Genomic DNA, 22,820 nt, shown 5'->3' with positions numbered 1-22,820 from the left:
TCTTGTGTCAATCATTAAATATTTGTCAATTCTCAGCGATTTAGTCGAATATTTTAGACAAGTTCTATATAATAAAGGTAACGAAGACGAATAAATGAAAATGAAGGTTAGGAGGAATTTCTTTGAAAAAACATTGGACTTTCTTGGTTGGTGCATCTTTACTTACTGGATTAGCAGGCTCTATCCTCTGGAAAAAAAATAAACAGCTCCCTTCCTCACAGGAGCTTCAACACAACTATACTGGGCATTGGTGGTTTGTGGACGTGAAGAAAGCCACGCAACACACCTTAGAAATCACCTCATCTTTCAATGTTTTCATTGATGGCAAACAAACGCATGCCTTGCTTGTTGAATTAACCCCTAAACGCTTAGTTATCTTAGACAAGTTAGGTTACCATTTAATCATTCAATGTGAAAATGGTGTCCCTGCGACGCTTTACGATGAAGCCGACGACGAAACCTACACACTAGAACGGGCCATTTACAATTAATAAATCACCCACGACACATAAAATGAAGTATGTGCGGTGGGTGATTTATTTTTTTACATCCCTTGCAAAAGCATTCAGAAAGTTTTCTTACAACTTGAATATTATTAAATAGTCAAATGCGCCTTTTTCTGATAAACTTAGGATGATGTTTTTTTGAAAGGATGAGCCCCTATGACACCAAATCGCGAAGACTATTTAAAATTAATTTTTGAATTAGGTGGCGACGAAGTTAAAGTGAATAATAAACAAATTGTTTCTGGACTCGATGTTTCGGCAGCTTCGGTTAGTGAGATGATTTCAAAGTTAGTAAAAGAAGATTTGGTTGAGCATTCTCCTTATCAAGGGGTACAATTAACTGAAAAAGGCTTAAAAAAAGCGAGTACGTTAATTCGCAAACACCGAATCTGGGAAGTCTTTTTAGTAGAGCACTTAAATTACACTTGGAATGATGTGCACGAAGAGGCAGAAGTTTTAGAACATGTTACTTCACAGACGCTTGTGAACCGTTTAGCGGATTATTTAAATCATCCAGAATTTTGTCCACACGGTGGTGTTATTCCCGAAGATAATCAACCCATTCATGAGGAGAAACGCCAAACATTAACAGACTACCCTGTTGGCACAAAAATTCGGATTGCACGTGTCTTAGACGAAAAAGAATTACTGGATTATTTAGTTTCCATTGATTTAAATATTCAAGAAGAATATACGATTAAAGAAATTGCTGCATATGAGGGACCGATCACCATTTATAATGAAAACAAAGAATTATCCGTCAGCTTTAAAGCAGCAAACACAATTTTTGTTGAGCCGTTGATTAGAGAAAGTGAGGAAAACTAATGAATGAAAAAGTAGCATTATTTACTATTTTCGGGGGGACAGGTGATCTTGCCAAACGTAAATTGTATCCTTCCCTGTTTCGCTTATATAAAAAAGGATTATTAGCTGAGCGTTTTGCGGTGATTGGTACCGCACGTCGGGAATGGACAGACGAATACTATCGTGAAATCGTCCGTGAAACCATTCAAGACTTAAATCCCACGGCCAAAGAGGCAACTGAATTTTCTAGTCATTTCTATTACCAATCACATAATGTGAATGATACGGAACATTATAATACCTTAAAAGAATTATCTGATCGCCTAAATGAACAATACCACTTAGAAGGCAATCACGTTTACTATTTAGCTATGGCCCCTCAATTCTTTGGAACCATTGTTAATCACTTGAAATCACAACATATTATTTCGGAAGAAGGCTTTGATCGTCTAATTATCGAAAAGCCATTTGGTTCTGATTATGAATCTGCCTACGAATTAAATGAAGAAATTCGTGCTGCATTTCCTGAACAAGATATTTTCCGAATTGACCATTACTTAGGCAAAGAAATGATCCAAAATATTTCAGCCATTCGTTTTGCCAATAATATTTTTGAATCACAATGGAACAATCGTTACATTGATAATGTCCAAATCACCTTCGCTGAAAGCTTAGGTGTCGAGGATCGTGGCGGCTATTATGACCACAGTGGCGCACTAAAAGATATGGTTCAAAATCATATTTTACAAGTCGTTGCATTGCTTTCTATGGAGCCTCCTGTTGCTTTTTCTGAAAAAGAAATTCGGACTGAAAAAGTAAAAGCTTTACGTGCCATCCGCCTTTATTCTGAAGAAGAAGCCCTTCAAAATTTCGTGCGTGGACAATACGGCGAAGGTCAGCTAGCTGATCAAACATTTGCAGCCTATCGTGATGAACCAAATGTGGCAGAAACTTCATCCACTGAAACTTTTGTTGCTGGTAAATTTTTAATTGATAATTTCCGTTGGTCTGGCGTCCCTTTCTATGTTCGCACAGGTAAACGATTAACTGAAAAAGGCACACGCATTAACATCGTCTTTAAACAAGTACCTATTAATGTCTTCAAAGATGATACGTGTGAAGAATGCGATAAAACCGATTTACCACCGAATGTTTTAACTATCTATATCCAACCAACTGAAGGATTTTCATTAACCTTAAATGGAAAAGAAATCGGTCAAGGGTTCAATACAACTCCAGTGAAACTTGATTTCCGTCAAAGTGCTGAAATGACTGAAAATAGTCCAGAAGCATATGAAAAACTTCTATTAGACTGCCTAAATGGCGATAGTACAAACTTCTCTCATTGGGACGAAGTTGCCCAATCTTGGCGCATTGTTGACATTATTCGACATGCTTGGGATAAAACAGACGTTTCTTTCCCTAATTATGCCGCTGGCACAATGGGCCCGCAAGCTGCCTTCGACTTATTAGAAAAAGATGGCTTTACTTGGGAATGGCAACCAGATAACTGGTACCGTGACCGCGGTCAACTTGATCAATAAATAAGCCAAAAAAGATCCGCTAGTTAACGACTAGCGGATCTTTTTCCTTGTTTATTCGAATCCTTCAGCAACCGCTTCTGGATAATTTTCTTCAACAATGTGTGCACAACGGCCACAAAGTGTTGGTAATTTTTCATCTGAGCCGACATCTTGACGAACGGAACGACAACGGTCACACGTTTCGCCTTCTGCTTTTTCAACTAAAATAGCCATGTCTTCAAATTGAACAGCTTCACTAGGTGCTACTTCTTTTGATACTTCAAAGTCGGAAACAATTAGTAATTGAGCAATATCTGCATCAACAGCTGTCATTAATTGACGAATTTGTTCATTTGGATAAACGGTCACTTTGGCTTCTAACGATTTACCGATTAATTTAGAATGACGAGCTTCTTCCAACGCTTTTAAGACATTGTCACGGAAATCCATAAAGGCTGCCCATGTATCCATCAATTCTTCTTCATTAGTAAACGTTTCGTAACCTGGGAATTCAGCTAATTGCACATACTCTTCTTCTTCTTGTAAGAAACTCCAAATTTCTTCCGCTGTATGTGGAATAATTGGTGTCAATAGTTTTGTTAATGAAACCAATGTTTGATAGAAAACAGTCTGCATACAACGACGTTGATAATCGTTTTCAGCTTCAATATAAACGACATCTTTCGCAAAGTCTAAATAGAAAGAAGATAGATCCACAGTTAAGAAGTTCATAACTGTCCGATAAATATGCATGAAATTATATTTTTCATAACCATTTTCACGGATTTCTTGAATGACTTGATTTAAACGAACCGTCATGTATTTATCTACAGAACGTAAATCAGCATAAGCTACAGTATGCTCAGCTGGATTAAAATCACTCGTATTCGCTAACAAGAAACGCATAGTATTACGGATTTTCCGGTACACTTCAGATACTTGGTTTAAGATATCCATTGAGACACGCACATCGGCTTCCGCGTCAACACTACTTACCCACAAGCGTAAGATATCTGCACCCATTTGATTGATAACTTTTTCAGGTAAGATAGTATTGCCTAACGATTTACTCATCTTACGGCCTTCGCCATCGAGAACCATCCCTTGAGAAATAATTGATTTATAAGGCGCTACTCCATTGATAGCGACACTTGTTGTAATACTTGAGTTAAACCAACCACGATATTGGTCAGAACCTTCTAAATACATATCTGCTGGGAAAGTTAACTCTTCTCTTTCTCGTAAAACTCCTTCATGTGAAGAACCTGAGTCAAACCAAACGTCCATGATATCTGTTTCTTTGGTAAACTCGCCATTTGGTGAACCTGGATGTGTAAAGCCTGCTGGTAGTAACTCTTTTGCTTCACGCATAAACCAGATATTTGATCCATGTTCTGCAAATAAATTCGCTACATGTTCAATTGTTTCTGGCGTAATGATGGCTTCCCCATTTTCAGCATAGAAGATCGGTAATGGTACACCCCACGCTCTTTGGCGAGAAATTACCCAATCACCACGGTCACGAATCATATTATACAAACGTGTTTTTCCCCAAGGAATTAGCCAGTCAACTTTCTCAACTTCATCTAAAATATCTTGACGGAATTTAGAGATTGAAGCAAACCATTGTGGCGTTGCACGGTAGATAACTGGTTTTTTGGTACGCCAATCATGTGGATAACTATGCGTAAAGAAATCTAATTTTAATAACGCGCCTTTTTCTTCTAATAACTCAGTAATCATTGGATTCGCTTTGTCATAGAAAATTCCTTCAAAACCAGGTGCTTCATCTGTAAAGACCCCACGGCTGTCAACAGGAGAAATAACAGGTAAATCATATTTACGGCTAACGATATAGTCATCTTCACCATGTCCTGGTGCGGTATGAACTAAGCCAGTCCCGGCATCTAGCGTCACGTGGTCGCCTAGCATAACAAGTGATGTTCGATCATAGAATGGATGTTGAGCTGTCATACGATCTAATTTTTCACCAGAAAATTCTCGCAAGACTTCTACTTCTTCCCAACCAACCGCTTCTTTAACTGTTGCTAATAAATCTTTAGCAATTACAAATTTACGACCGTCTGCCTTCACTTCAACATACGTAAAATCAGGATTAACTGAAATACCTAAGTTGGCTGGTAATGTCCAAGGGGTTGTCGTCCAGATGACGAAGGCTGTCTCGTTATCTAAAAGACCTTTACCATCGGCCACATTAAAAGCTACGTAAATAGAAGGTGATTTTACATCTTTGTATTCAATTTCTGCTTCTGCTAAAGAAGATTCACTTGAAGGAGACCAATAAATTGGTTTTAAGCCTTTATAAATATAGCCTTTTTCTGCCATCTTACCAAAAACACGAATTTCTGCTGCTTCATACTCTGGATCTAACGTAATGTATGGATGTTCCCAATCGCCTGACACACCTAAACGTTTAAAATCGTTACGTTGTTTATCGACTTGTGATAAGGCATACTCTTTACATTTTTCGCGATACTCAGCGACAGTCATTTCTTTACGTTTAACCCCTTTATTGGTTAACACTTGCTCAATTGGTAAACCATGAGTATCCCAACCAGGCACATAAGGAGAACGGAAACCAGACATTGATTTTGAACGAATAATAATATCTTTACTGATTTTATTCAAAGAATGTCCTAAATGAATATTTCCGTTTGCATACGGAGGGCCATCATGTAAAACAAAGGTTGGTTTTCCTTCGTTTAATTTTTGACGTTGTTCATATAAGCCTTTTTCTTCCCAGTCTTTTTGCCATTCTGCTTCACGGTTTGGCAAGTTCCCACGCATTGGAAAAGCTGTTTTTCCTAATTGCAATGTTTCTTTCATTTTCATATGCATTTGCCTCGCTTTCATTTTATCGATTTAATTGTGTTAGTTCATACTAAAGATGAACGATAGCTGATAAAAGTAGATAAAAAAAGAGTACTCCATCCCAAGGGACGAAGTACTCGTGTTACCACCCAAATTCAAAGTAGAGTTGCCCCTACTTTCTCTGAAATTGATAACGGTAATTATCCGGCAGTTCCTACTCAAGTGTTCAGAACTGCATCTAGGATAGAGGATCTGTTTAATGCCAGTGTCTGTCAAACTTTCACTATCATTGACTCGCTGCTAAGAATAAACATTAAACGTTCTGTTCTATCTATTTTGATTCTTCTTCAATTGTTTCTTCAGTGACTTCAATTACAGGCTTTTTTTCTACTACAGCATCTGTGTTCTCTTCAGAGTTTACAACAGTTTCATTTTCGTTGTCAAGGTCTTGTTCATCAAGAATTTCCTTAACTGCTGTATGTTTGTCTCCGACATAACTAGAAAAAGGCTTTAAAATCTCTTCCCACTCTTCACTCTTTACTTGCTCTAATTGAGTTTCAAGCATTAAGCTTAAGCGTTGATGGAAGACACGTGTTTTCTTCTTCAAGTCTTCTGTTTCCCCAGCTAATTGACGGGCACGTTCAATTGCTTCTGCTAAGATTTGTGTTGATTTCGCTTCAGCATCTGCGATCATTGCATTTGATTTACGTTCAGCTTCTACCAAGGTTTCTTTGGCTTGGTTATCTGCCGAAGTGATAATCATTTCTGATTCTTTATTGGCACTTGATTTCACTTTATCAGCGGTATCTTGTGCAACAATAATTGATTGATTCAATGCATCTTTCAATTCATTGAAGTATTGTAATTTTTCTTCTGCGTGTTTTAATGATTTCTCAAGTTCACGATTTTTTTGTAATGCATCTTCATAATCACGTGTGACTTGATCTAAAAAGTCATCTACATCGTCTTGGTTATAGCCTCTCATTTTTGTTGAGAAGTCTTTGTTTTGAATATCTAATGGAGTTAATGCCATATTCCTTCACCTCTTTGGATTATTTTTGTAAAACCCCTTATGAACACATTCTCATACTAATCCTGAAATAGCAAATATCTTACTTTTTTTATTATACACAACTTCGTCTGAATGAACAGCCAAAATGGTTTTCTTAAACAAAAGTTCGAGATTATTTTCTCAATACCCCTAAGAGGACACGAAATTTTTCTTTCTTTGTTTTTCCTTCTAATTCTTGAATCTGAAGGCGCCCAAATCCCCGTATCGAAACAATATCTAATAAGTCTAAAGCAAAATCTGGTCGTGTCGTTTCTGTCCAATTGACTTTTACTTTACCAGATTCGATCAATTGTTTTGATCGCTGCCTTGAAATATTAAATACGGCGGAAATCACACTATCCAGCCGCAAAGAGCTCATAGTCGTTCGCTCTTCCTGCCAACCATCCTTCGGTATCAAAATTTGTGTATAATCCCGCTCTTCTAAACGAACAGTAATTTTACCAATTTTGTCGACTTGGTTAACAACGAAGCCAGCTACTTCTTGTGCTATAAAAACCTGCCACTTATCACCATCGGAAATAATATCTCCAAAGGCTTCCCTACGAACCCCAACATTCATCAAGGTGCCTAAAATTTTCCCATGAGATAATGTCGCAAATTTAGATGGATAAATAATTTCAAATAATACAACACCAAAATCTGTCTCTTCTGGTATGTAATACGCTGGATAAATCAAGCAGCGTTTTCGTTCTGCTTGCTCATAACCACCATAAAAAGTAAACGATAAATCACTGTTTTGTCGAATCAACGTTTCCAAAATATACGCCTGTCTAGGATCAAGAAAGTCTGTCAAATAAGGCGCGTATTGCATCTCCACTTGCTCTAGCCAATCCCCGACAGTGTCAATAAAAGGATGTTCATCTTTGCGGAAATGTTGATACACATTTGCGTTCATAGATAAATCATCCTTTCTAAAAGTTATTAATAAACAATAGCTCGTAAAATGACTGCTAAGCCACCCGCTGCTAGGTTAAGGACAATAATCCCTACCATTACGTTAAATCCAACCATTCCAATCCTTAAATTCAAACGGTCAAACAAACTTAAGTATGGTTCACAAATTCTAGAGAGCAAACGCCCGAAAGCAGAATCATATGCTCCTGGAAACCATGAAAGTAGCGCGTAAATCACTAGTAATCCTGAATAGATTTGAACGCCTTTGTATAATAGAGTAATCAGTGTTGCGATAATAACACCTCCCTAAGGCTTAGAAATCAAAGAATTGTTTGTTGGCTAAAGATTGTGCTGTCGCACTATCAATTTCCATATTCGCTGGTGTGCATAAGAAGATTTCATTGCCAACGCGCTGAATATCTCCGTCTAAAGCATACACAGTACCAGTTAAGAAATCAACGATGCGTCGTGCTTGGTCTTCTTCTACTAATGTAAAATTAACTAGCACAGCTTCTTCAGCAAATAAATGTTTCGCAATGCTCATTGCTTCTGAATACACACGTGGTTCAATAATAGTAATTTTATGTGTTTTTGCATTGGCGGTGCTTTCTTGTGCTCGTCTTGTATTCGTAGTCGCTGATTGATTAGAACTACGCATAGAAACCACTTTTTTCTCTGTGTAAGCAGCTTGTTGTGTGTCTCTTTCTTGATGCGCTTCAGCAGAACGATAGCGTGCAGAAGGTTTTTCAACTACAGGCTCACTTTGTTGTGTATAAGCTGGCTGACTGTAACTTTCCTGTTGTTGAACAGGGCGTTGTGGTTTAGGCCGAGCTGCACGACGCGGTGGTTCATTAACTGCTTTGCGCTCTTCATATTCTTCGTAGTTATCATAATAATCATCTTCTTCGCCAGATAAGCCAAAAAAGCTCGATAACGCATCCTTGTTAAAAATTGACATAAATTCCTCTCCTTTACGCATCTCTGAATAACGCTGTTCCGATTCGTATAAAAGTTGCACCTTCTTCAACTGCGATTGGGAAATCGTTACTCATTCCCATGCTAAGTTCTGTACAAGGAGCAAAAGATAAATGTTTCTCATTTACGGTCATTTGCAGCTCTTTTAATTCTCTAAATGTTGCATGTAATACTTCTTCACTTGCCCCAAAAGGTGCCATAGTCATTAGACCGACGATTTGAATTTTGTCCAAATCAGCAAGTTCTTGAATGAAAGGTAAGACGTCTTCTTTACGAAAGCCGTGCTTGCTTTCTTCCCCAGTTATATTCACTTCAACAAAACAACGAATAACTTTCGTTGCTCTTTTTTGAATTTCTTTGGCTAGACTCAGACTATCTAATGCATGAAAATAATCTATCTCATTAATAATTAATTTTACCTTCCTACGTTGTAAATTACCAATTAAATGCCACTGAATATCATTAAATTTTTCCAATCCAGCTTTCTTTTCTAGTAACTTATCTACTCGGTTTTCAGCTAAATTCTGGACACCAAGCTGAACAAGCTCTGCTGCTTCCTCAATTCCTACTGATTTAGTGACGCCAATCATTGTCACATCAGCAACAGAGCGCTGTGAGCTTTTGCATGCTAGCTGAAGTTGATTATTAATATTTGTTAAGTTTTCAGCTATCATTTCTAATCGATGCTCCTTATCGTTTTCTGCGGAAAAATGGTGGCGTACTTAATTCGTCATCATTGTGATTTGGTTCTTCACGGTGGAATGTGTCAAATTCTTTTTTGTCTACTTGTTCTAATGAAGATTCATCAACTTTTGGACGTGTATTTTGTTCTCTGCGAATATCCCAATCGCCAAAAGCACTTGCTTCTTCTTGTGATTTTGGTTGATCCATTTCCACAGATTGAGTTGTTTGTTGCATTGGTTGAACCGCTTGTCTTGTTTGACGGTGCGGTTTTCTATCCTTTTTTGATTCATCAATACCTGTAGCGATTACTGTTACACGAATTTCGTCGCCTAAATCTTCATTGATTGATGTACCTAGGATGATGTTCACATCACCTGAAGCAGCATTTGTAACGATATCTGAAGCATCTTGCGCTTCAAACAAGGTCATATCTAAGCCACCAGTAATGTTTAATAAGACTTGTTCCGCACCATCGATTGATGTTTCTAACAATGGTGAAGAAATAGCTTTTTTCGTTGCTTCAATTACACGTTCTTCGCCGCTCGCTACACCAATTCCCATTAAAGCTGTTCCTTGGTTTTCCATCACTGTTTTCACGTCAGCAAAGTCCAAGTTTACGTAACCTGGTGCAGTGATTAAATCTGAAATCCCTTGAACACCTTGACGTAATACATTATCAGCTTCTCTAAATGCTTCAAGCATTGGCGTTTTCTTGTCAACGACTTCTAATAAGCGGTTGTTTGAGATAATTAGTAGTGTATCAACGTTTTCTTTTAATAAGGCAATTCCTTCAGCGGCAAAACGACCACGTTTTGGACCTTCAAAACTAAATGGACGAGTTACTACACCAACTGTTAAAGCGCCTAATTCTTTAGCGATTTTTGCAACTACTGGGGCAGCACCTGTACCAGTTCCGCCACCCATACCAGCAGTAATGAAAATCATATCCGCGCCTTGTAATGATTCTGAAATCACTTGTTCACTTTCTTCTGCAGCTTTTTGGCCAACTTCAGGTTGTGAACCAGCACCTAAACCACGAGTGTATTTAGGGCCTAATTGAATCACTGTTTCTGCTTTTGAATGTTTTAATGCTTGAACGTCTGTATTGGCTGTGATAAATTCCACGCCTTTAACGTTTTCTTCGATCATACGGTTTACAGCGTTTCCGCCGCCGCCACCTACACCGATAACTTTAATGACTGCACCGTTGTTAATGTTATTGTCTAATGAAAATTCCATGATATCGTATCCTCCTGTTTATGTGATTAGTCGAAAATGTTCGAGAAGAAGTCTTTGATTTTGCCTGTCACTTTTTCACCAGACTCACGTTCGTTGAATTCTTCGTATTCTTCTTGAGGCTGTTCAGCATATGTGTCATAGCGAACTTCTTGTTGGACAGCGACTGATTGTGCTGGTTTCGATTTTTCACCAGGGATTGCATATTTGGCAATGTGATAAATATCGTTTAGTTGCGCTGAATATTCCACAATGCTAATGACATTAGCAAAGACTGGGTTACGTAAGCCCATGTGATTTGGTACGTATAGTTTTACGTTGGCTTCAAAAATTTCTTGCGCCAAATCGACAATACCTGGCATACTAGCGGCACCACCAGTTAATACAACGCCTCCAGGTAATTCAAACGCATCAATTTCATCCAGAACTTCTTTTGATTTTCTCAAAATTTGTTCCACACGCGCTTCAATAATTTCTGAAAGGTAACGTTCATCCACTCTTACAGGCTCTGACTTACCGATAACATCAACAGGAAACTCTTCGTTTGCTGAAGTTCTTTCTGGATAAGCATCCCCATAATTAATTTTTAAGGCTTCGGCGTTGTTAAAAGAAGTATTCAATACGATTGAGATATCTTTCGTGATGAACTCGCCGCCTTCTTGGTTAACATGAGTAAATTTCAATTGTTTGTCGTGGATAACAGATGTCGTTGTTTGACCGCCACCCATATCAATGACAATTGTTCCAAAGTCTTTTTCGCCATCTGTTAAAATTGTTTCTGTTAAAGCAAGCGGTGTAATCACTAATTCGTTAATTCCTAAGCCAGCTTTTTCAACACATTTACGGATGTTATGGATGATTGTTTTTGGTCCAGTATAGACAACGCCAAACATCTCCATGCGAACGCCAAGCATTCCACGTGGGTCTTTGATGCCTTCAAAGCCGTCGACGGTAAATTCTTGCGGTAAGATTGCAACAATTTGACGTTCAGGAGGAGTTGAACGAACCAAAGCTGCAGATGCGACGTTGCGCACATCCTCATCTGTAATTTCTTTTGATTCACTGCTAACAGCTATCATTCCTTGACAGCTTTCTACTTCTAATAAATTCGCTGGTAATCCAACATTTACGCTTTTAATTTGAATGCCGGCTTTTTCTTCGGCTTGTCGAACGGCCCGTTGGATTGCTTGAACTGTTTGATCAATATCGACGACAATCCCTCGATTCAAACCGTCTGATTTTGCATTTCCAACGCCGATGATGTTCATTTGACCTTCAATATATTCAGCGACAACTACTTTGACAGAAGTTGTACCAATATCGAGGCCTACATACATTCCTGTTTTTGCCATAAACGGAATTCCTCCTCCTATTAATTCCAATATCTAAGCGGACAAAGGCGTCCGTTTAACTATCTCTTTTTTAGTATTATTCACTTCTTCCAATTTTACCATAAAAATGGGGGTTTTAGAAAGCAGATTATACGAATTTGTTCGTTAATTTTTGAAACATTTTTGTAAAAAACTTATTCTGCTTGTTGCACTTCTTGATTTTCTCCATTTGTCGGCGTACCGTTATTCGCTTCATCCGTTGCTACGCCTGCATTTGGGTCCACAACTTCTTGATTTTCAACCGCTGAATCTTCGGAAACTTCACTGCCCGTTTCTTCACTTTCTTTTTCATACGGATAAGAAAAAATGCCGACTTCCATATCAACGATTCCAGGTTTGTCCATTTGCTCGGCTACTTGTGAATAATAAGCCATTTTTTCACTTAAATCAGAAATATTAACAATCACTCGGTTTCCATCATTCATATAGACATTAATCAAGTCTTTATTGGTTTTGGATGGTGCATATTTAATTTCTGAAATTCCTTGTTTAATTTCTTGAGGTAATTTGTTGTAAGAGGCCATTAATTCAGGGATTAATTTATCCTCTTTGAAATTCTCAAAAATTGGTTTGCCACTTTCAGCAGCTTTGGTGGTTTCCGCCAAAGTTTTACCATTCTCTAAAATCGGATGATAGCCGCCTTTAGTCGCAGCAAGAGCGACAATTTGATACTCTTGAATATCAATTTTAAATGAATTAATACCATTTAACTTAATGTTCGCCTTTTTTATAATTGGAAACTTTTTCTGAATATTTGCAGAAAAATAATTTCTATTTGAATACTGCTCCCATAAGCCACTGCCCGTTTCAAGTTTTGACTGCTGAATAATCGCTTGACTCTCCACACTTTTGTTACCTGAAACTTTTACTTCACTCAATCGACTAAGAGGCGAAACAAAATACAATGCCACTAAAATGGCTGTCCCTAAACAAGTTAAAATAAAGGCTAAACGCCTATATAAGCGCTTGTTCCGTGTTTTCTTAACGTTCGGTAAACGATCTGCAAAATGCTCCTCTTCTTCCACTGTTTCTTGTGGAAGATGTTGTTGAGGCTCTTCTTGACTTTGTTCTTGTAAAGTGATGGTGACTTCTGCTTGTTCGTTTTCACCTTTTGAAGCAGCTTCTTCCGCTTGCTTCTTCAAATATTCTTGGTTTTGTTTTTGCCAAGGTGTCAGTTCAGGTTGAGACTCTTCCGATTTTTTTGGAGGTAATGGTTTTCTTTTTTTGAATATATCGTTCTCGTTACTAATCTTCCACACCTCCTATCTCAGACTAACGTTTTCACAACTTGATACAAACGATCACTTGCATCTGGGATGCCTTCCCCTTTGGACGCCGTTGCCATCTGTTGTCTTTTTTCATTGTTTAATAAAATATCATCTATTGCCGCAACTAAACGAGCGCCGGTCAATTCTGCATCTGGAATCATTTCAACAGCACCAACTTTTACTAAGCTTTGCGCGTTTTTCGTTTGATGATCATTCGTGACGTAAGGACTCGGAATTAAAATTGCTGGTAATCCTAATGCGGTGAACTCCGCAATTGAGGTTGCTCCTGCACGTCCCACCATTAAATCGGTATTAGCCATCACTTCAACCATTTTATCAATATACTGTTGCACACTTATGTTTGTCAATTTCTTTTCAGAAAGCTTTAGACTTTCTTGAAGTTCCTGATAATATCTTTCTCCTGAAGCGTATAAAACTTGATACTCTCTCTCTTCAAACAAAGGAAAGGCCTGTTCAAACGCTTGATTGATTTTCAAGGCACCACGACTTCCGCCAAATAAAACCACCGTTTTCTTTGCTGGATCCAAGCCAAACTCTGATAAAATAGCTGACTTTTCCACCGTTACGACTTCTTGTCCCCGCGGGTTCCCTGTTAAAATTGTTTTTTCTTTCGGGAAAAAACTAGCGACATCCGGAAAACAAATCGCAATTTTATCCACATAACGACTTAAAAATTTATTTGTCATTCCAGGGATACTATTTTGTTCATGAATAATTGTCGGTATTTTTAATTGGTGGGCCGCATAAACTACTGCACCAGAAACATAACCGCCTGTACCAATGACCACATCTGGTTGAAATTCACGAATAATTTTTTTTGCTTTATTAATGCTTGTTAAAAATAAATAAATTGTTTTAAAATTTTGAGGACTTAGCGAACGCTTGAATCCTTGAATTTTAATCGTTTTAAATGGAATTTTCGCCTTTGGCACAATTTGACTTTCTAGACCATTTTCTGTTCCCACATACAAGAATTCTGTTGCAGGTGCTTCTTTTTTGACGTGTTCGACGAAGGATAACGCAGGATAGATATGCCCACCTGTGCCACCACCAGTTACTAGTATCTTCATTTTCTCACATTTCACTTTCTTTTAATTGTTGAACAGCTTGCATAAAGGCTTCCCCGCGTACTTCAAAATTCGGGTATTGGTCCCAACTTGCGCAAGCAGGTGATAGTAAAATAGTATCATCTTTTTCCGAATAATCAAAGGCAATGGTAACCGCCGTTTGAACATTTTCAGCAAATAAAATTGTTTCAATGTTCGCTTTTTTAGCAGCTTCCGCCAATTTTTCTTTGGTTTCTCCAAATAAAACAATTGCTTTGAGTCCCAGCAGAGCAGGAACCAATTCATCAAATGAGTTACCACGATCCAAGCCACCCGCAAGTAAAAGTAGCTTTTGGTTGTCAAACCCACTTAACGCCATCTCTGTAGCTAAAATATTGGTTGCTTTTGAATCGTTATAAAAACGTCTTTGCTGAACTTCGCCAACAAATTGCGTTCGATGGGGAACGCCTGAAAAGTTTGTCAAAGTTTGTCTAATCTGAGCATTCGATACATTTTTTAATTTAGCTACACAAATCGCTGCGAGTGCATTTTCAATATTGTGACTGCCAGGAATCCCTAGCTCATCGGCGGGCATAATATATTCTTCATTGAAATATAATTTCCCATCTAAAAGATAAGCCCCTTCTACTGCTTCTTTCGTTGAAAAAGGCAATACGTTGGCAGCTGTGGTTTTGGCTAACGTTTGAAGCTCTACTTGATTCCAATTTAAAATCAAGGTGTCCTCTGCGGTCATGTTTTTTTGAATGGCCCATTTTGCAGCAACATATTCTTTCCGCGAACCATGATAATCCAAGTGTGCTTCAAAAATATTTGTAATTACTGCAATTTGTGGGTGAAACGTCTCAATTCCCATTAACTGAAAACTAGAAAGTTCCATCACAAGATCATCCTTGGCCGTTGCTTCTTGAGCAACCGTACTCGCTGGAAAACCAATATTTCCCGCCAAACGTGCCTCACCAGCCGTTCTGTCAGCGTTTAGCAATAAACCAATCATCGTGGTCGTGGTTGTTTTGCCATTGGTGCCCGTAATGCCGACAATTGGACATTCGGCAATTTGACCTGCTAATTCCACCTCAGTTATGATAGGAATTTTCCGAGTTAGTGCTTCTGCCACAAGTGGATTTGTATAAGGAATACCAGGATTTTTAACGATTAGTTCAAATTCTTCATCCAACAATTCAATTGGATGCCCCCCTGTAACAACACGAATACCCAAGGTTAATAAATCTTGGGCGTCAGGGTTTTGATCAAATTGTTTTGCGTCATTAACGGTAACGAGCGCACCTAACTCATGTAAGAGTTTCGCTGCGCTGACACCACTTTTAGCTAGTCCTAAAACCAACACTTTTTTGTTTTGATAGGTTGTTATTTTTTTCATTGTCAATTTCCCCTTTGATAGATTAGAAAAGAATCCATAATGTGATTCCTGAACAGATTAAACCGACAGACCAAAAGACAAAATCAATTTTCCATTCAGACCAACCACACATTTCAAAATGGTGATGAATTGGTGACATTTTAAAAATCCGTCGACCAAATAATTTAAATGAAGCAACTTGTAAAATAACACTTGCTGTTTCACAAACGTAGACAAGTCCAATTAAAAGTAGCGTCCATTCTTGATGCAAAATAATTGAAATTGCTGCTAACAATCCACCTAATGCTAATGAACCAACATCACCCATGAAGATTTTTGCTGGTTTTCTATTATAAGGGAAAAAGCCAATCAGCCCACCAATCACACTTAGGCAGATAATCACAACATCAAATTGTTGTTGTTTCCAGGCAATAATTGCATAAGTACCAAATGAAATTGTTCCTAAACCAGCAACTAAGCCATCAATCCCATCTGTCAAATTCACGGCATTAGAAAAACCGACTAACCAAAAAATAATAAACACGCCATAAAAAATACCTAACGGAACTTCTGCTACTCCAAACAAATCTAAGGTGTCTGAAAAGCCTTCACTTCGATAAACAAAGTAGAAAACCACCCCACCAAAAATTTGACCAATTAATTTTTGACGAGAATTCAAGCCCATGTTCCGTTTTTTAAAGACTTTAATGAAATCATCTAAATAACCTAGCAAACCGTATAATACTAAAATAAATAGAATAATTAGTAGAGACGGCGTAAATTGGTGGAAAAACAACCCCATTGCTAATGAAGTAATCAAGCTGGCTACAAGGAAAACGACTCCCCCCATTGTAGGGGTACCTGTTTTCACGCTATGCCAAGTTGGGCCATCTTCACGAGTAACCTGCCCTTGTTTTTTCATTTGAAAATAGCCAATGAATAGTGGCATTACGCTCACTGTAATGGCAAAACTCACCACTATGGGAATAAAAATCTGTGTCCACTCCATGTTATCTCTCCTAATTATTCTACGTTATTATTCTGTGCCTTCTAAAGTCACGGTTAATTTTTTCTCCGTAATTTCAGTTTCAGCAGCGATACTTTGTTTCGTCACATAGCCTTCACCTTTAAACTCGACAGTCAAACCTAATAGATCACCAAACTTGGTAACATCGCTCTTCGACCAGCCGGTTAAATCAGGCATATAGTTCGTTCCATTTGTGATCAAAATCAATTTCTGATTAGGCATTAATGTTTGACCAGCCGGCGTTGATTGTTTCTTGATTTTTTCACCATCGCCGATAATCACAGGATCAACCCCGTTCACTTTGGCATTGGCCAACGCTTCCGCTGGTGTCATGTTTTTATAATCAGCAACTGTGACTTTATCAGAAGCTACTTTCGTTGTTTCCGGATCTGTCTCTTTAATGTCTAACGCTAATTTCATTAATGGATTTGCAATTGCCGCCATTGCTTCTGAAGGCGAACCTGATTTTGCTTGTCTAAGTGTAATATACAAAACATATTCAGGATTATCCGCTGGGACCATTTCCACTACAGAAGACAAGACTTGACTTGCTCCATCAACGTACCCTTTACCATCTGAAATCTGAGCAGTTCCTGTTTTGGCAGCAACATGATAGCCTGGCACTTTATAAATATCATACGCAATCCCGTAAGTCGGGTCTTCAACAGTATCAATCATGTACGTACGAATCTGTTGAGCTGTTTGCGCTTTGATTGGGGTTCCTACGATTTGTGGTTCCGTAATCGTTTCTTTTCCTGTATTTTTGTCAACAATTTTGCTGATGTAATGAGGTTGCAACATTGAACCGTCATTTGCAATAGCTGAGAAACCTTTCATCATTTGGAAATTAGTAACCGTAATCCCTTGACCAAAAGCTGAATTGGCCCGATCAACAATATTATTATCTGGAAGTTTCCCAGTGTGTTCTGAAGTTAAACCTGAATGTGTGCTTGAACCAAACCCAAATTTTTTCAAATATTCGACCCACTTGTCGCCACCCATTCGTTGTTCCAAGTTCACCATTCCGATATTACTAGACCAAGAAATAGCTTGACGATAAGTTAAAGACGTTTTGTCTTTTAAATTGCCGACATCATGGTCGTTAATTGTCCTATCACCAACAGTGATGCCACCTACGCGGTTAAATGATTCATTTGGATTAAACAATCCTTGCTCAATGGCCGCCGCCGACGTAAATAATTTAAGTGTTGAGCCAGGTTCATACGGACTTTCAACCAATAGGTTCTGCCACGTGCCATTATTGTCTAATCCTTGTTTCGTTTCAGGATTAAATGTTGGCCGTTGAGACATGGCAACAATTTCGCCTGTTTTTGCTTCCATTAACATGGCAGTCATAGAAACTGGTTCATATTTTTCATTAACTTGCGTCATCAAATCTTCTAAGGTATTTTGCAAGCGACTATCTAGCGTTGTGTAAATATCTTGACCATCCACTGCTTTTTTCTCTTCCGCCACAGTTCCTGGTAAGGCATTACCGTAAATATCTTTTTCAAAATACACACGGCCATCGGTTCCGCTTAAAATATCATTATAGGCCTGTTCTAGTCCCATCGCGCCTACTAAGCCTTCTTTATCATCATCTGGATTGGCTGCTTTTGTATAGCCAATAAAGTGAGAAGCAAACTGCCCATTGGGATATAATCTGGCTGGATGTTCATTGAAATAAACACCTGAGATTTTTTTCTTTTTCAAATCTGCTTCAATTTTTTGGCGTGTTTCCAAGGTGATGTTTTGACCACCCGTACCAAATTCCACTTGATATTGTGTTGACCCATCTTCATGGATCCCATTATTCAAGTATTTCAATGCTGTTTTTTTGTCTAGTTTGGTATATTTCGCTAAAATTTCAGCAATATCATCGAAGTCTTTTTTCTCCGCATAGAGCTTTTCATTATTTTGTCCCGTATATTTTTTTGATAATACGACATATAACGAATAAGAAGTAGCATCTTCTGCGATTGGATTACCATATCGATCTAAAATTGATCCTCGCTTAGCTTTTACCACTTGGCTTCCTTCATATAGAGAAGCTGTTTTTTCCTTTAGTGATACACCTGCTACTTTGCCTGTTGCCACAATGTATGTCGTTCTAAAGGCAAATAAAAAGAACAATCCAATACTCGTAGCGAATAAAATGATGCCTACTTTTTTACGATTGTTCATCGGATTTAAGTTTTTCTTTTTCATGAATTGTTTAAATTTATGTCTTTTACTCATTATTTAACAGTCCTAACATTGTCGCCGTTATTTTCTAGTCCTTGTTTTTTAGCGACATCTTTGATTCGATCTGATTTAGAAAGTTCGCTTCTTTCTTGTTCCAATTTCAAAGCGTTATCTTCCTTTTCTTTAATGACTGCTTGTGTTTCTGTAATATCGTTCATGGTTTGGACAATTGTCGTTCTTACTTGAATTGTCGCAATTGCAATACCAATCGTTGCACAAACTAATACAACACCGATTAATTTTTCTAGTAAAGAGACATTTTTTAGTTTCTTTTTGGGTAATAGAGTGGGGACAGGTAGTGTTTCCTCTTGCATTTTTCTGTCTTGCTCTGTTGCCACAGTTGGCTGATCCATTTCTGGTGCTTCATAATGGAAATCATTTACTTTCTTCAATTCAGCCATGTGTCTACCCCTCTCTCTATCTAGATTTTATTTTTTCGGCAATGCGTAACTTCGCACTTCGTGAACGATTATTCTCAGATAACTCACTGTCACTTGGTAAAATTGGTTTTCTGGTAATTACTTTTAATTCTGGTTGAAATTCTTCTGGTACCACTGGAATGCCTGGTGGCAAATCTTGTACCGTACTGTATTCTTTAAACATTGTTTTAACGATACGATCTTCTAACGAATGGAACGTAATCACACTGATTCTGCCATTTTTCGCTAGCAAATCAATTGCTTGTTCTAGCGACTCTTCAACTGCCCCTAATTCATCATTAACGGCAATGCGAATTGCTTGGAAAATTCGTTTTGCAGGATGTCCACCTTTGCGTCTTGCTGGAGCTGGAATCGCCGTCTTAATAATCTCAACAAGTTCACCTGTTGTTTCAATTGGTTGCTTTTCGCGAACACGTTCAATTTCTCGAGCAATCTGTTTCGAAAATTTCTCTTCCCCATAACGAAAGAAAATTTTTACTAACTCACTATAGCTATACGTATTCACCACTTCGCGAGCCGTCAAGGGTGCATCTTGATCCATGCGCATATCTAAGGGCGCGTCTTGATGATAGCTAAAACCACGTTCTGCTTCATCTAATTGTGGTGAAGAAACACCTAGATCGTATAGAATCCCATCAACGTGGAACACCCCGTGTTCTGCCAATTCTTCTTTAATATTTCTAAAATTTGATTTGATGAAGGTCACTTGACCTTTGTCTACATATTTCTGCAAACGAGTCTTAGCATGTGCCAACGCTTTTTGGTCTTGATCAAAGGCATATAAATGACCGTGCTCATTCAATTGTGTCAGTAAGTATTCACTATGTCCGGCACCACCGAGTGTGCAATCTACGTATACGCCATCCGGCTTCACTTGTAATCCATCCACTGTTTCTTTTAAAAGAACGGTGTAATGGCGAAATTCTTCAGTCATCATTTGCCTCATTCCTAAAATCCAAAATCAATCATTGTTTCTGCTAATTCATCAAAGTTTTCTTCAGCTTCATCAGAGAATGCATGCCAACGTTCGTCACTCCAAATTTCAATTCGGTTAGAGACGCCGATAACAACACAGCCTTTTTCTAAACTGGCATGTGTTCGTAAATTCGCCGGAATATTGATACGACCTTGCTTATCAATCTCACATTCTGTTGCAGCGGAATAAAAGAATCGTACAAAGGTACGTGCATCTTTCTTAGCTAAGGGCATTTCTTGAAGTTTTGCTTCAAGTTGTGACCATTCATTTAAAGGATAACCAAATAAACAGCCATCCATCCCTCTCGTTACCACAAATTTTTCACCAAGTTCCTCACGAAACTTTGATGGAACGATTAGGCGGCCTTTGGCATCGATATTATGTTGGTATTCACCCATAAGCATAGCCAATACACCCGCTTTTCCACTTGATAGAACAAGTCTACCACATCCCACCACTTTCTACCACTATAAATCTAAAAACTTCTATTTTTTAACTGTTATTTAAAATTTCTGTAATATTTACAGGGTTTTATGTAACAAGCATCACCCAACAAAAAATGTTATTATAACAAGGTTTTTACTATGTTTTTTATAAAATAACCCCACAAATAACAAAAAAACCCCACGGAGTGGGGAGTTGTGGGGGACATTTTCCCACAGCGTATTTCCCCTATTGTCTCCACGCTTTATTACAGTAGATAATGACTGATATTTAGCAAGATAAGCAACACATACAACACAAACGTTAGTAAAAACGTCAACCGCCAAAACATCTTGAAATATCGTCTATATAAAATCTCTCCATAATAATAAGCTTGAAACAGGGCAACAGCGACTCCTAATAACAAAATAGAAATCACAAAATACGGCATAATCGATTCATCATAACTATCTTTGGATAACTCATGGATCCCTATGAATAAAAACGGAATGGCCAAATCCGGTGCTTTTATTTTCCAACGTTCCGTTAGGGAAAAAGTGGACACGAGAAAATTGCACGCAAAGAGCACAATTACCGGAAAAATATACCAAAATAACATTATTGCCGAAAACGACACCATTCTCTCAACAAATCCTTTCATTCCACCTGCTATAACTATACTTCATCAACGTTACACAGATGTTTCATTTCGTTTAAATATATGTGCTAAAAGCCCTTTTTGCTTGCTTTTTCATATAAAAAACGGATTACTTATCAAACCATTTTCAAAACGAGGCCTCACCTATCGCGGCCACTTATTTTTGAATGTTTTTTATAAGCTTTTCTTCTCGTATTGTGTCATACTTCTATTATAATGGATTTAGAACAAAAAATGTTGATTCGGGGTGAATCTTTTGATTAATTATTTATTATTGAAAAATGACTATTTTGAACCTTGTTCACCAGACGATGAAGCCCTAAGTTGGATTTCGGTAGAATCTCCTACAGAAGAAGAAATCGAGCGTCTCGTCAATCAATACCACTTACCAACAGATTATCTTACCGGCGTTTTAGATGATGAAGAAAATGCTCGAGTGGAAGGTTTCCGCCACGAAAAATTACAAACGCCTACGTTACTTTTATTTCGTTATCCCAAAGCTAGTATCAGTCCTAGTGGCTATCTGCAAGTAGAAACGGTGTCGATTGCTTTAATCGCAACCGTCGATAACAAACTAATTACTGTTAGCAATGGGCCTAACGACATCGTTCATGGGATCCAAAAAGAGGCGTTCACCCATCAAGATCTTTCTATTGAGAAGGCCTTAATTTTAGCCCTTTCATGGAAGATGGCCCTTTCCTTCAATAAAAACTTACAAGCACTTATCCAACAAACCAACAAACTTGAAGGAGAGCTCCAAGTAGCCACAGAAAATAGTCAATTGTATCAGATTATGGACATTCAAAAAAGTCTAGTTTATTTCGAAGCAGCTTTAACGGATAATTTAAAAGTATTAAAACATTTATATAGCGCTGAAATTTTTAATCATCCAGAAAAACATTTGCCATTTTTAAGGGATATTCTGATTGAACTAGAACAAGGACTGAATACGACTAAAATACAACTAAAATTAGTTGATAACATTAGTAATACTTTTTCAGCAATCGTTTCAAATAACTTAAATAATGTCATGAAAATTTTAACATCCTTAACAATTGTCCTGACCATTCCAACCATCATCGGAGGAATTTACGGCATGAATGTGAAACTCCCTTTTGCAGAGCATGAATATTCCTTTTGGATTATTTTTGCCATCACTACCTTAATCTGCATAATTAGTATTCGAATTTTAAAGAAAAAGAATCTCTTATAACTTTAGGTTGCTGTTTTCAGGAAAAGGTTGTACACTATTAGCAGAAATTAAAAAGGACGTGTCATTTATGAACGACAAAGAACAAAGTCGCTTTTCAAAAATCACGAAAGTCGTGGTTTGGCTAATGCTGATCGCAATTGTAGGTTCAACTGTTTTAACAGCGATTCTTAGTCTTTAAACTGGAGAACTTTTTCACACATTAAAAGTAA

Annotated in this window: 22 protein-coding genes; 5 read left to right on the top strand and 17 right to left on the bottom strand. The window is 37.9% G+C overall.

Annotation, left to right across the window (positions count from 1 at the left end):
* The first annotated feature begins 122 nt into the window (after positions 1-122).
* The 3 genes from IGI63_RS13500 to zwf all read left to right on the top strand — a co-directional run bounded on the left by IGI63_RS13500 (position 123) and on the right by zwf (position 2,854).
* Entirely contained in the window at positions 123-491 is a 369-nt protein-coding gene (locus IGI63_RS13500; protein ID WP_429975927.1) for a DUF4828 domain-containing protein, read from the top strand.
* 171 nt (positions 492-662) lie between these two features.
* Complete coding sequence (locus tag IGI63_RS13495) at positions 663-1,331, top strand: metal-dependent transcriptional regulator (protein WP_002358896.1); 669 nt, start codon at positions 663-665, stop codon at positions 1,329-1,331.
* A complete protein-coding gene (gene zwf, locus IGI63_RS13490; RefSeq protein ID WP_002363411.1) occupies positions 1,331-2,854 on the top strand; it encodes a glucose-6-phosphate dehydrogenase in 1,524 nt (507 codons plus the stop codon). Before IGI63_RS13495 ends, zwf begins: the two co-directional genes overlap by 1 nt.
* Positions 2,855-2,905: 51 nt before the next feature.
* Here the strand turns inward: zwf and ileS are convergent, their stop codons facing one another.
* The 17 genes from ileS to IGI63_RS13405 form a co-directional block, all read right to left on the bottom strand.
* On the bottom strand, positions 2,906-5,686 hold the full coding sequence (gene ileS, locus IGI63_RS13485) for an isoleucine--tRNA ligase (protein ID WP_002387984.1): 2,781 nt from the start codon (positions 5,684-5,686) through the stop codon (positions 2,906-2,908).
* Positions 5,687-5,996: 310 nt separating this feature from the next.
* A complete protein-coding gene (gene divIVA, locus IGI63_RS13480; RefSeq protein ID WP_002355904.1) occupies positions 5,997-6,698 on the bottom strand; it encodes a cell division protein DivIVA in 702 nt (233 codons plus the stop codon).
* 151 nt (positions 6,699-6,849) lie between these two features.
* On the bottom strand, positions 6,850-7,632 hold the full coding sequence (locus tag IGI63_RS13475; protein ID WP_002355903.1) for an RNA-binding protein: 783 nt from the start codon (positions 7,630-7,632) through the stop codon (positions 6,850-6,852).
* Between the two features lie 26 nt (positions 7,633-7,658).
* Entirely contained in the window at positions 7,659-7,916 is a 258-nt protein-coding gene (locus IGI63_RS13470; protein ID WP_002355902.1) for a YggT family protein, read from the bottom strand.
* 28 nt (positions 7,917-7,944) lie between these two features.
* A complete protein-coding gene (locus IGI63_RS13465; protein WP_002355901.1) occupies positions 7,945-8,589 on the bottom strand; it encodes a cell division protein SepF in 645 nt (214 codons plus the stop codon).
* 13 nt (positions 8,590-8,602) lie between these two features.
* Complete coding sequence (locus IGI63_RS13460; RefSeq protein ID WP_002358890.1) at positions 8,603-9,280, bottom strand: YggS family pyridoxal phosphate-dependent enzyme; 678 nt, start codon at positions 9,278-9,280, stop codon at positions 8,603-8,605.
* Between the two features lie 16 nt (positions 9,281-9,296).
* Positions 9,297-10,529, bottom strand: coding sequence for a cell division protein FtsZ (ftsZ, locus tag IGI63_RS13455; protein ID WP_002355899.1), 1,233 nt, complete (start codon positions 10,527-10,529; stop codon positions 9,297-9,299).
* A 26-nt stretch (positions 10,530-10,555) separates the two neighbouring features.
* Positions 10,556-11,878 carry a cell division protein FtsA gene (gene ftsA, locus IGI63_RS13450; RefSeq protein ID WP_429975926.1) on the bottom strand — a complete coding sequence of 441 codons (1,323 nt, stop codon included), beginning with the start codon at positions 11,876-11,878 and terminating at the stop codon, positions 10,556-10,558.
* Between the two features lie 173 nt (positions 11,879-12,051).
* The gene (locus IGI63_RS13445; protein ID WP_429975925.1) at positions 12,052-13,176 is read right to left on the bottom strand and encodes a cell division protein FtsQ/DivIB; all 1,125 of its coding nucleotides are present in this window, start codon (positions 13,174-13,176) and stop codon (positions 12,052-12,054) included.
* A gap of 8 nt (positions 13,177-13,184) precedes the next feature.
* Positions 13,185-14,276 carry an undecaprenyldiphospho-muramoylpentapeptide beta-N-acetylglucosaminyltransferase gene (gene murG / locus IGI63_RS13440; RefSeq protein WP_409533841.1) on the bottom strand — a complete coding sequence of 364 codons (1,092 nt, stop codon included), beginning with the start codon at positions 14,274-14,276 and terminating at the stop codon, positions 13,185-13,187.
* 4 nt (positions 14,277-14,280) lie between these two features.
* Positions 14,281-15,651 (bottom strand): UDP-N-acetylmuramoyl-L-alanine--D-glutamate ligase, encoded by a 1,371-nt coding sequence (gene murD / locus IGI63_RS13435; RefSeq protein WP_002358885.1) that lies wholly within the window; start codon positions 15,649-15,651, stop codon positions 14,281-14,283.
* 22 nt (positions 15,652-15,673) lie between these two features.
* Positions 15,674-16,639, bottom strand: a complete 966-nt coding sequence (mraY, locus tag IGI63_RS13430; RefSeq protein WP_002395757.1) for a phospho-N-acetylmuramoyl-pentapeptide-transferase — start codon at positions 16,637-16,639, stop codon at positions 15,674-15,676.
* A gap of 27 nt (positions 16,640-16,666) precedes the next feature.
* On the bottom strand, positions 16,667-18,895 hold the full coding sequence (locus IGI63_RS13425) for a penicillin-binding protein (RefSeq protein WP_429975924.1): 2,229 nt from the start codon (positions 18,893-18,895) through the stop codon (positions 16,667-16,669).
* Entirely contained in the window at positions 18,895-19,302 is a 408-nt protein-coding gene (gene ftsL, locus IGI63_RS13420) for a cell division protein FtsL (RefSeq protein ID WP_002358883.1), read from the bottom strand. The genes IGI63_RS13425 and ftsL overlap by 1 nt, the downstream gene beginning before the upstream one ends.
* Positions 19,303-19,318: 16 nt before the next feature.
* Positions 19,319-20,275 carry a 16S rRNA (cytosine(1402)-N(4))-methyltransferase RsmH gene (gene rsmH, locus IGI63_RS13415; protein ID WP_002355891.1) on the bottom strand — a complete coding sequence of 319 codons (957 nt, stop codon included), beginning with the start codon at positions 20,273-20,275 and terminating at the stop codon, positions 19,319-19,321.
* 14 nt (positions 20,276-20,289) lie between these two features.
* Positions 20,290-20,775: a division/cell wall cluster transcriptional repressor MraZ gene (gene mraZ, locus IGI63_RS13410; RefSeq protein WP_002383402.1), complete on the bottom strand. Its 486-nt coding sequence runs from the start codon at positions 20,773-20,775 to the stop codon at positions 20,290-20,292.
* Between the two features lie 233 nt (positions 20,776-21,008).
* Positions 21,009-21,401: a DUF3397 domain-containing protein gene (locus IGI63_RS13405; protein WP_002383401.1), complete on the bottom strand. Its 393-nt coding sequence runs from the start codon at positions 21,399-21,401 to the stop codon at positions 21,009-21,011.
* Positions 21,402-21,645: 244 nt separating this feature from the next.
* Here IGI63_RS13405 and IGI63_RS13400 point away from each other — a divergent pair, with 244 nt between their 5' ends.
* Together IGI63_RS13400 and IGI63_RS13395 are read left to right on the top strand one after the other, a co-directional pair.
* Positions 21,646-22,611, top strand: a complete 966-nt coding sequence (locus IGI63_RS13400) for a magnesium transporter CorA family protein (protein WP_429975923.1) — start codon at positions 21,646-21,648, stop codon at positions 22,609-22,611.
* A 67-nt stretch (positions 22,612-22,678) separates the two neighbouring features.
* Positions 22,679-22,789 (top strand): DUF4044 domain-containing protein, encoded by a 111-nt coding sequence (locus IGI63_RS13395; protein ID WP_002383399.1) that lies wholly within the window; start codon positions 22,679-22,681, stop codon positions 22,787-22,789.
* Positions 22,790-22,820: the final 31 nt, after the last annotated feature.

Origin of the sequence: Enterococcus sp. DIV0086 (assembly GCF_050498705.1) — a bacterium.
Lineage (GTDB): Bacteria > Bacillota > Bacilli > Lactobacillales > Enterococcaceae > Enterococcus > Enterococcus faecalis.
The sequence above is the reverse complement of the archived record's forward strand: the minus strand, read 5'-3'. Positions and strand labels throughout refer to the sequence as shown.

Excerpts from the sequence above, each read along its gene's own strand:
- IGI63_RS13460 (WP_002358890.1), bottom strand. The coding sequence starts at position 9,280 with ATGATAGCTGAAAACTTAACAAATATTAATAATCAACTTCAGCTAGCA.
- mraY (WP_002395757.1), bottom strand. The coding sequence starts at position 16,639 with ATGGAGTGGACACAGATTTTTATTCCCATAGTGGTGAGTTTTGCCATT.
- ileS (WP_002387984.1), bottom strand. The coding sequence starts at position 5,686 with ATGAAAATGAAAGAAACATTGCAATTAGGAAAAACAGCTTTTCCAATG.
- ftsA (WP_429975926.1), bottom strand. The coding sequence starts at position 11,878 with ATGGCAAAAACAGGAATGTATGTAGGCCTCGATATTGGTACAACTTCT.
- IGI63_RS13475 (WP_002355903.1), bottom strand. The coding sequence starts at position 7,632 with ATGAACGCAAATGTGTATCAACATTTCCGCAAAGATGAACATCCTTTT.
- ftsZ (WP_002355899.1), bottom strand. The coding sequence starts at position 10,529 with ATGGAATTTTCATTAGACAATAACATTAACAACGGTGCAGTCATTAAA.
- IGI63_RS13395 (WP_002383399.1), top strand. The coding sequence starts at position 22,679 with ATGAACGACAAAGAACAAAGTCGCTTTTCAAAAATCACGAAAGTCGTG.
- rsmH (WP_002355891.1), bottom strand. The coding sequence starts at position 20,275 with ATGACTGAAGAATTTCGCCATTACACCGTTCTTTTAAAAGAAACAGTG.
- ftsL (WP_002358883.1), bottom strand. The coding sequence starts at position 19,302 with ATGGCTGAATTGAAGAAAGTAAATGATTTCCATTATGAAGCACCAGAA.
- IGI63_RS13405 (WP_002383401.1), bottom strand. The coding sequence starts at position 21,401 with ATGAAAGGATTTGTTGAGAGAATGGTGTCGTTTTCGGCAATAATGTTA.
- zwf (WP_002363411.1), top strand. The coding sequence starts at position 1,331 with ATGAATGAAAAAGTAGCATTATTTACTATTTTCGGGGGGACAGGTGAT.
- IGI63_RS13425 (WP_429975924.1), bottom strand. The coding sequence starts at position 18,895 with ATGAGTAAAAGACATAAATTTAAACAATTCATGAAAAAGAAAAACTTA.
- divIVA (WP_002355904.1), bottom strand. The coding sequence starts at position 6,698 with ATGGCATTAACTCCATTAGATATTCAAAACAAAGACTTCTCAACAAAA.
- murD (WP_002358885.1), bottom strand. The coding sequence starts at position 15,651 with ATGAAAAAAATAACAACCTATCAAAACAAAAAAGTGTTGGTTTTAGGA.
- IGI63_RS13465 (WP_002355901.1), bottom strand. The coding sequence starts at position 8,589 with ATGTCAATTTTTAACAAGGATGCGTTATCGAGCTTTTTTGGCTTATCT.
- murG (WP_409533841.1), bottom strand. The coding sequence starts at position 14,276 with ATGAAGATACTAGTAACTGGTGGTGGCACAGGTGGGCATATCTATCCT.
- IGI63_RS13495 (WP_002358896.1), top strand. The coding sequence starts at position 663 with ATGACACCAAATCGCGAAGACTATTTAAAATTAATTTTTGAATTAGGT.